The organism is Xenorhabdus anantnagensis, from assembly GCF_028598555.1.
In the GTDB taxonomy this organism is placed as follows: Bacteria; Pseudomonadota; Gammaproteobacteria; order Enterobacterales; family Enterobacteriaceae; genus Xenorhabdus; species Xenorhabdus anantnagensis.
Map to the genome: position 1 here is coordinate 48,127 of NZ_JAQRFN010000023.1, position 7,070 is coordinate 55,196.

Below are 7,070 nucleotides of genomic sequence, written 5' to 3' on the forward strand. Positions count from 1 at the left end.
AGGGAGCTTGCCATGAATGAGTTGAAAAACGACCGCTATCTGCGAGCGTTATTACGTCAGCCTGTTGATATTACACCTGTATGGATGATGCGTCAGGCAGGACGCTATTTACCTGAATATAAAGCCACGCGTCAGGAGGCGGGGGATTTCATCTCGTTATGCAAAAACACTGAATTGGCTTGTGAAGTCACTCTTCAGCCCTTGCGTCGTTTTCCTCTGGATGCGGCTATCCTGTTTTCTGATATTTTGACTATTCCCGATGCCATGGGGCTGGGGCTTTATTTCGAAGCGGGTGAAGGGCCACGTTTTCATTCTCCGATCCAAAGTCATGCTGATGTCGAAAAATTACCTGTACCTGATCCAGAACTGGAACTGGGCTATGTGATGGATGCAGTACGTGCTATTCGCAAGGCATTGGCGGGGCAAGTTCCTCTGATTGGTTTTTCTGGCAGCCCGTGGACATTGGCAACTTATATGGTTGAGGGTGGAAGCAGCAAGGCTTTCACCAAAATTAAATCCATGATGTATGCGGAACCTGCTACGTTGCATATGCTACTGGATAAATTGGCAAACAGCGTTATTCTATATCTGAATGCGCAAATAAAAGCGGGCGCTCAATCTGTCATGATTTTCGATACTTGGGGAGGCGTTTTGTCTCAGCGCGATTATCTGGAATTCTCCCTGCAATATATGCATAAAATTGTTGATAGGTTGATCCGCGAACATGAAGGACGTCGTGTGCCGGTCACCCTGTTTACAAAAGGGGGAGGGCAATGGCTTGAAGCAATGGCAGCAACTGGTTGTGATGCCCTTGGTTTGGATTGGACGACGAATATTGCTGATGCACGTCGGCGCGTTGGCGATAAGGTCGCTTTGCAGGGCAATATGGACCCCTCCATGCTATATGCTCAGCCAGCACGAATTGAAAAAGAAGTTTCGACAATTTTACACGATTTTGGTGTGGGCAACGGGCATGTTTTCAATTTGGGGCATGGCATTCATCAGGATGTTCCACCAGAGCACGCAGGTGCATTTGTCGAAGCAGTACACAGACTTTCAGTAAAATACCATCAATGATTCTATGATTAAAACAAAAGCATTGCGTCAGGAACAGATAGAAAAATCACGGCTGGTTATCCGCCATGATGCTTTTTCTGCATCTTTTACGCCAGATTTTACGCCAAAGTTCATTGCGGGTGCTGATGTTGGGTTTGAAGAGAGCGGTACGGTGACTCGTGCCGCAATTGCGGTGTTGCAGTATCCTTCACTTGAATTGGTCGAATACCAAATTGCCAGAATTGATACGGTTCTTCCCTATATCCCCGGTTTACTCTCATTTCGTGAATATCCCGCACTGATGGCTGCATGGCAAAAATTAAGCTTGCGGCCTGATTTGGTGATGGTGGATGGTCAGGGCATTGCCCATCCTCGGCGTTTTGGTGTTGCTAGCCATTTTGGAGTATTAGCGGATATTCCAACAATTGGAGTGGCAAAAAGCCGTTTGTGTGGTGAGCATGCACGGGTAGGCGAGATTCAGGGAAGTCGTCAGCCGCTGATGGATCATGGTGAACAGATCGGTGTCGTACTGAGAAGCAAAAAAAGATGTAATCCACTTTATATTTCCCTCGGTCATAAGGTCAGTATTGACAGTGCGGTATTTTGGGTTGAGCAATGTATAAGGGGATATAAGCTGCCTGAACCAATCCGTTGGGCGGATGGGATTGCCTCAAATAGGCCATTTTTTAAGCAAACAATGCAGAAAAATCTATAATTTTGGTGTAAAAGTGTGGATATTCTTGATTTTCAGGTAAACTTCGACGCAAATTAGGCATTATGAGTAACGACCAATGTTAAGAAACCCGATCCACCTAAGGTTGGAGAAACTCGAAAGTTGGCAACATTTGACTTTTATGGCTAGTCTATGTGAGCGAATGTACCCGAATTATCAGGTGTTTTGTCGCCAAAGCGAGTTTGTAGATCCTGCTCAATATCGACGCATTTTGGATCTTGTGTGGGAAGTATTGGTCGTTAAAGATGTAAAAGTAAATTTTGATAATCAGCTGGAAAAATTGGAAGCCATTATCCCATCATCAGAAGATTATGATATTTATGGTGTGTACCCAGCGATTGATGCGTGTATTGCATTGGGTGAAGTAATTCATTCTCGTCTGAGTGGCTCGACGTTAGAGCATACAATCGCTGTCAGTGAAATATCTATCCGTACTGTTGCTATGCTGGAAATGACGCAGGCTGGTAGAGAAATGACTGAGGATGAGTTGAAAATATTACCTGCCATTGAGGAAGAGTGGGATATTCAATGGGAGATTTACCGTTTATTGGCAAATTGCGAAGAACGGGATATTGAATTAATTAAAGGATTAAAGGCTGATCTCCGTGAGGCGGGGATTAGTAATATCGGCATAAATTTGGAGCAATAACTCATAAAACGTGACTTAATGCTTGATTTGCCGCATTTAAAGGCTTCACTTTTGCCCTCACTCTGTTCTACATTGGGGGGCGAAAAGAAGTGGCTATCGGTGCGTGTATGCAGGGGTGCTGTCAAATCGGCATATCCGTCGCACTCGATGCTTTGCAAACGATAAACACACTGTAAGGATAATCTATGAATAAGACTGAATTAGTTGATGCAATTGCAGCAGGCGCAGATCTGAATAAAACTCAGGCTAAAGCTGCCCTGGAATCAACGTTAAATGCAATCACTGAATCACTGAAAAATGGTGATGCTGTGCAATTGGTAGGCTTTGGTACTTTCAAAGTTAATCACCGTGCAGAGCGCACAGGTCGTAACCCACAGACTGGTAAAGAAATCAAAATTGCAGCAGCAAACGTACCTGCTTTCTCCGCTGGTAAGGCACTGAAAGACGCAGTTAAGTAATCGTATTGCTAAAAAAAATCAGAGGGGGGAATAAACCCCTTTTGTTGATTCTACAGGGGCTGTTAGCATTAGGGGTCATCTCTTTGCTCAGCGCCTGCTCGATTCAACCAAAAACACCTCTTTTCAGCGCCACTGCTTCTGTAATTGACAGCGGAGGCGTTGTTCGCTTATGGCGTTTGAATGATCAAAATGGTAAGCCTCAGGTTATTATGAGTGTTTACAGTCCTTACCATAATAGCCCTTACCATAATAGCCCTTACCATAATAAAGATATCCGCAATCAAAATATCCATATTGAAGATACTTATAGTAGAAACACTATGGTAACTTTCTACGAATATCGTCATGGTAGCTTGTGGCAAATCCGCCGTAGTGTGCTTGATAACCCTCCAATCGCAGAGACATTACGTATCGATCAAGATAACTCTGTCATTTTTAAGCTGCGTCAACTGCAAAAACGTAATGAACCGTTATCCGATGATGATATGGCTCGTCTGAAATCTGATGCTAAGCAGATAGAGAAAATTAGTGGCGCTTTAATTGTAGATAAGGTTGAGTTATTACAAGGGCACTGGCTGAATGGAAGAGTGACTACCTGCTCAGGAAAACAATTGTTCATTGAATTTGAGCCTCATGATCAGAAGTGGCTCGAAGAAAGGAGTAGTAACAGCGCCACTTTGCTGACTATTGCATGGCTGGATTCGCCTAAAGGAAAACAGTTATTGTTGGTCGCCAATGATGATTTTTGTCGTTGGGAGCCGACGAAAGATAAGCTGTAATTCTATAAACTTCCGTCGGCTTGGGCTGATCTATTTTTGGAGCTATTTCAAACGAGCAATTGCCCGGTAGCCAATATCTTTACGATAAAAACAGCCTTCCCAGCTAATTTGTCCAGCTCTCAGATAAGCTTTTTTCTGGGCGTCTGCAATATCACAACCTAAAGCAGTAACACATAAAACACGCCCGCCTGCGGTGATAACATTTCCGTCCTTAAAAGCCGTTCCGGCATGAAAGACCTTTTCATTTATATCTGATTCACTGATATCTGATTTTTGTACCAATCCACTAATGACATCACCTTTGGAATAACTGGCCGGATAACCTCCCGCTGCCAGTACTATCCCTATGGCAGGGCGTTCGTCCCATGCAGATGTTTTTTCATCTAACAGGCCTTTGGCTCCAGCAAGGCACAATTCGACCAAATCAGAGCGTAGACGCATCATGATAGGTTGAGTTTCAGGATCACCAAATCGACAGTTAAATTCGATCACTTTCGGTTCACCCTGTTTATCAATCATCAATCCCGCATAAAGAAAACCAACATAGGTATGGCCTTCGGCTGCCATTCCTTCCACAGTAGGGTAAATGATTTTTTCCATCACACGCTGGTGGATTTCATCCGTTATTACCGGCGCTGGCGAATAAGCTCCCATTCCTCCAGTATTCGGCCCTGTATCAGCGTCACCCACGCGCTTGTGATCTTGACTGGTTGCCATGGGAACTATGTTTTTGCCATCCACCATGACAATAAAACTGGCTTCTTCCCCATCCAGAAATTCTTCAATGACAATACGGTGCCCTGCATCACCAAACGCATTACCAGCCAGCATATCTTTGACGGCGCTTTGTGCCTCTTCCATGGTTGTGGCAACCACTACGCCTTTACCCGCCGCGAGGCCATCGGCTTTAATGACGATTGGTGTGCCCATTTTTTCCAAATAAGCCAGTGCGGGGTCAATTTCTGTGAAATTTTGGTAGGCTGCCGTGGGTATATGATGGCGAGCAAGGAAATCCTTGGTAAAAGCTTTGGAACCTTCCAATTGGGCAGCCGCCTTGGTCGGACCGAAAATAGTCAACCCTGCTTGCTTGAAAGTATCAACCACACCGATAACCAGTGGAGCTTCAGGCCCTACAATAGTCAGGCCAATCTCATGGTCTTGGGCAAATGCCAGCAATCCTTCAATATCTGTCGCGGCAATGTCTACATTTTCTAAATTTGCTTCCAACGCGGTGCCCGCATTACCCGGTGCGACATAAACTTTGTTTGCCAGAGGTGACTGTGCCGCTTTCCAGGCTAATGCATGTTCTCTTCCGCCATTGCCAATAATCAATATGTTCATCTGAGACTCCTATATAATAAGGCAGAGGTTGTTAATGGCGAAAATGACGCATGCCAGTGAAAATCATGGCAATACCGTGTTCATCGGCGGCGGCAATCACTTCATCATCACGAATGGAACCACCTGGCTGGATAATACAGCTCACTCCTACAGTAGCTGCGGCATCAATACCATCCCTGAATGGGAAAAATGCATCTGAAGCCATGGCACATCCCTGAACTTCCAAACCTTCATCTGCTGCTTTAATACCAGCGATTTTGGCAGAGTAAACACGACTCATTTGCCCAGCTCCAATGCCAACGGTCATATTATCCTTGGCATAAACAATAGCATTGGATTTAACGAATTTAGCGACTTTCCAGCAGAACAGGGCGTCTTGCATCTCTTGTTCCGTTGGCTGGCGTTTGGATACAACAACCAGATCATTTTCTGTCACCATGCCCAAATCACGATCTTGTACCAGCAAACCACCATTGACCCGTTTGAAATCTAAGTTGGCAACAGGAGAGTTCCATTCACCGCATGCCAAAACGCGGACATTTTGTTTGGTTGCCAGAATTGGCAGAGCTGCTTCATTAATAGAAGGAGCTATGATGACTTCAACAAACTGACGCTCAATGATGCTCTGGGCAGTATTGGCATCTAGTTCACGGTTAAACGCAATGATGCCTCCGAATGCGGAAGTAGGATCGGTCTTAAAGGCGCGGTCATAGGCGGTATGAATGTCAGTATCAATGGCAACACCACAAGGATTGGCGTGTTTGACAATAACGCAGGCAGGTTCAAAGAAGGTTTTGACACATTCCAGTGCTGCATCAGTATCTGCGATATTGTTATAAGAGAGTGCCTTGCCTTGCAACTGGGTTGCTGTAGCAATTGAAGCCTCCGCGATTTGTTCTTCTATATAGAAGGCTGCGCCTTGGTGGCTGTTTTCACCATAACGCATATCTTGCTTTTTAATGAAATTCAGATTTAGCGTGCGAGGGAAGCGCCCAGATGGTTGATCAATTTCGCCATAATATGGCGGAACCAGTTTGCCAAAGTAGTTGGCAATCATGCTGTCATATGCGGCGGTATGCTCGAATGCTTTAATGGCTAAATTAAAACGAGTGGATTGTGTTAGTGAATTTTGGTTGTTATCCATCTCCTCAATAATTTTGGCGTAATCTTGGCTATTAACAACAATCGACACATCTTTGTGATTTTTGGCAGCGGAGCGAACCATTGTCGGGCCGCCGATATCAATATTCTCTACGGCATCTTCCAGAGAGCAATCTGGTTTTGCCACAGTTTGAGCAAAGGGATAAAGGTTAACAACTACCATATCAATCTGCGAAATTTGATGTTGTGCCATCACTTCATCATCCTGCCCACGCCGACCCAAAATGCCGCCATGAACTTTGGGATGCAATGTTTTAACGCGCCCATCCATCATTTCGGGGAAACCTGTGTAGTCAGAAACTTCAGTGACATTCAATCCTGCTTCGGCCAACAGACGAGCAGTACCACCCGTTGAAAGCAGTTCGATACCGCGACTGGATAAGGCTTTGGCGAATTCAATAACCCCCGCTTTGTCAGAAACGCTTAGCAGGGCACGACGGATTGGACGAAGCTGTTGCATTGGTGTGATCCTTCGAATTTCATAAAACAAGAATGTGTTATTGGGGAAAATCCACTGATTTATAGAAAAAATGGTTTCTGCAATAACATTTCAAAACAATCTGAAAAAAATACTTGGTGATTTTTCCTTCGAGATTGTAACGAAAACGTTTGCGTGATGCTCGATAAATTTCATCAAAATATTGCTCTGTGGATAATTATGTATATAACTTGGTATAAATAGGGGTTTTGCTGTGTAATTAATCAAACGATAATTTTTTTCAAAAAAACTATTGCCACATCCGTAAAACTCCCTATAATGCGCCACCACTGACCGACGCTGAGCTGAGACACGCCGCGGCGGGCAGCGAAGAAAAAGCGAAAATAAGCGCTTGACTTCGGAGGCGAAACGCGTAAGATACGCAGCCTCGCAACCCGGAAGGACTTCCCGGTTG

The 7,070-nt window shown here is 44.7% G+C and carries 8 protein-coding genes; 5 read left to right on the plus strand and 3 right to left on the minus strand.

Going from position 1 to position 7,070, the window contains the following annotated elements:
- The first annotated feature begins 12 nt into the window (after window positions 1–12).
- The 5 genes from hemE (at window position 13) to PSI14_RS15390 (ending at window position 3,675) form a co-directional block, all read left to right on the plus strand.
- Entirely contained in the window at window positions 13–1,077 is a 1,065-nt protein-coding gene (gene hemE, locus PSI14_RS15370) for a uroporphyrinogen decarboxylase (RefSeq protein WP_273576708.1), read from the plus strand.
- 4 nt (window positions 1,078–1,081) lie between these two features.
- A complete protein-coding gene (nfi, locus tag PSI14_RS15375) occupies window positions 1,082–1,771 on the plus strand; it encodes a deoxyribonuclease V (RefSeq protein ID WP_273576709.1) in 690 nt (229 codons plus the stop codon).
- A gap of 76 nt (window positions 1,772–1,847) precedes the next feature.
- The gene (locus PSI14_RS15380; RefSeq protein ID WP_273576710.1) at window positions 1,848–2,438 is read left to right on the plus strand and encodes a YjaG family protein; all 591 of its coding nucleotides are present in this window, start codon (window positions 1,848–1,850) and stop codon (window positions 2,436–2,438) included.
- 185 nt (window positions 2,439–2,623) lie between these two features.
- Window positions 2,624–2,896 (plus strand): nucleoid-associated protein HU-alpha, encoded by a 273-nt coding sequence (hupA, locus tag PSI14_RS15385; RefSeq protein ID WP_273555742.1) that lies wholly within the window; start codon window positions 2,624–2,626, stop codon window positions 2,894–2,896.
- Window positions 2,897–2,943: 47 nt separating this feature from the next.
- Entirely contained in the window at window positions 2,944–3,675 is a 732-nt protein-coding gene (locus PSI14_RS15390) for a DUF1481 domain-containing protein (protein WP_273576715.1), read from the plus strand.
- A gap of 42 nt (window positions 3,676–3,717) precedes the next feature.
- Here the strand turns inward: PSI14_RS15390 and purD are convergent, their stop codons facing one another.
- From purD to PSI14_RS15405, 3 genes are all read right to left on the minus strand, one after another.
- The gene (gene purD, locus PSI14_RS15395) at window positions 3,718–5,016 is read right to left on the minus strand and encodes a phosphoribosylamine--glycine ligase (RefSeq protein ID WP_273576711.1); all 1,299 of its coding nucleotides are present in this window, start codon (window positions 5,014–5,016) and stop codon (window positions 3,718–3,720) included.
- Window positions 5,017–5,047: 31 nt separating this feature from the next.
- Entirely contained in the window at window positions 5,048–6,637 is a 1,590-nt protein-coding gene (purH, locus tag PSI14_RS15400) for a bifunctional phosphoribosylaminoimidazolecarboxamide formyltransferase/IMP cyclohydrolase (RefSeq protein WP_273576712.1), read from the minus strand.
- A 90-nt stretch (window positions 6,638–6,727) separates the two neighbouring features.
- Window positions 6,728–7,070, minus strand: a 343-nt coding sequence (locus PSI14_RS15405) for a hypothetical protein (RefSeq protein WP_273576713.1), incomplete at its 5' end; no start/stop codon positions are given.

Excerpts from the sequence above, each read along its gene's own strand:
- hemE (WP_273576708.1), top strand. The coding sequence starts at position 13 with ATGAATGAGTTGAAAAACGACCGCTATCTGCGAGCGTTATTACGTCAG.
- nfi (WP_273576709.1), top strand. The coding sequence starts at position 1,082 with ATGATTAAAACAAAAGCATTGCGTCAGGAACAGATAGAAAAATCACGG.
- PSI14_RS15380 (WP_273576710.1), top strand. The coding sequence starts at position 1,848 with ATGTTAAGAAACCCGATCCACCTAAGGTTGGAGAAACTCGAAAGTTGG.
- hupA (WP_273555742.1), top strand. The coding sequence starts at position 2,624 with ATGAATAAGACTGAATTAGTTGATGCAATTGCAGCAGGCGCAGATCTG.
- purD (WP_273576711.1), bottom strand. The coding sequence starts at position 5,016 with ATGAACATATTGATTATTGGCAATGGCGGAAGAGAACATGCATTAGCC.
- purH (WP_273576712.1), bottom strand. The coding sequence starts at position 6,637 with ATGCAACAGCTTCGTCCAATCCGTCGTGCCCTGCTAAGCGTTTCTGAC.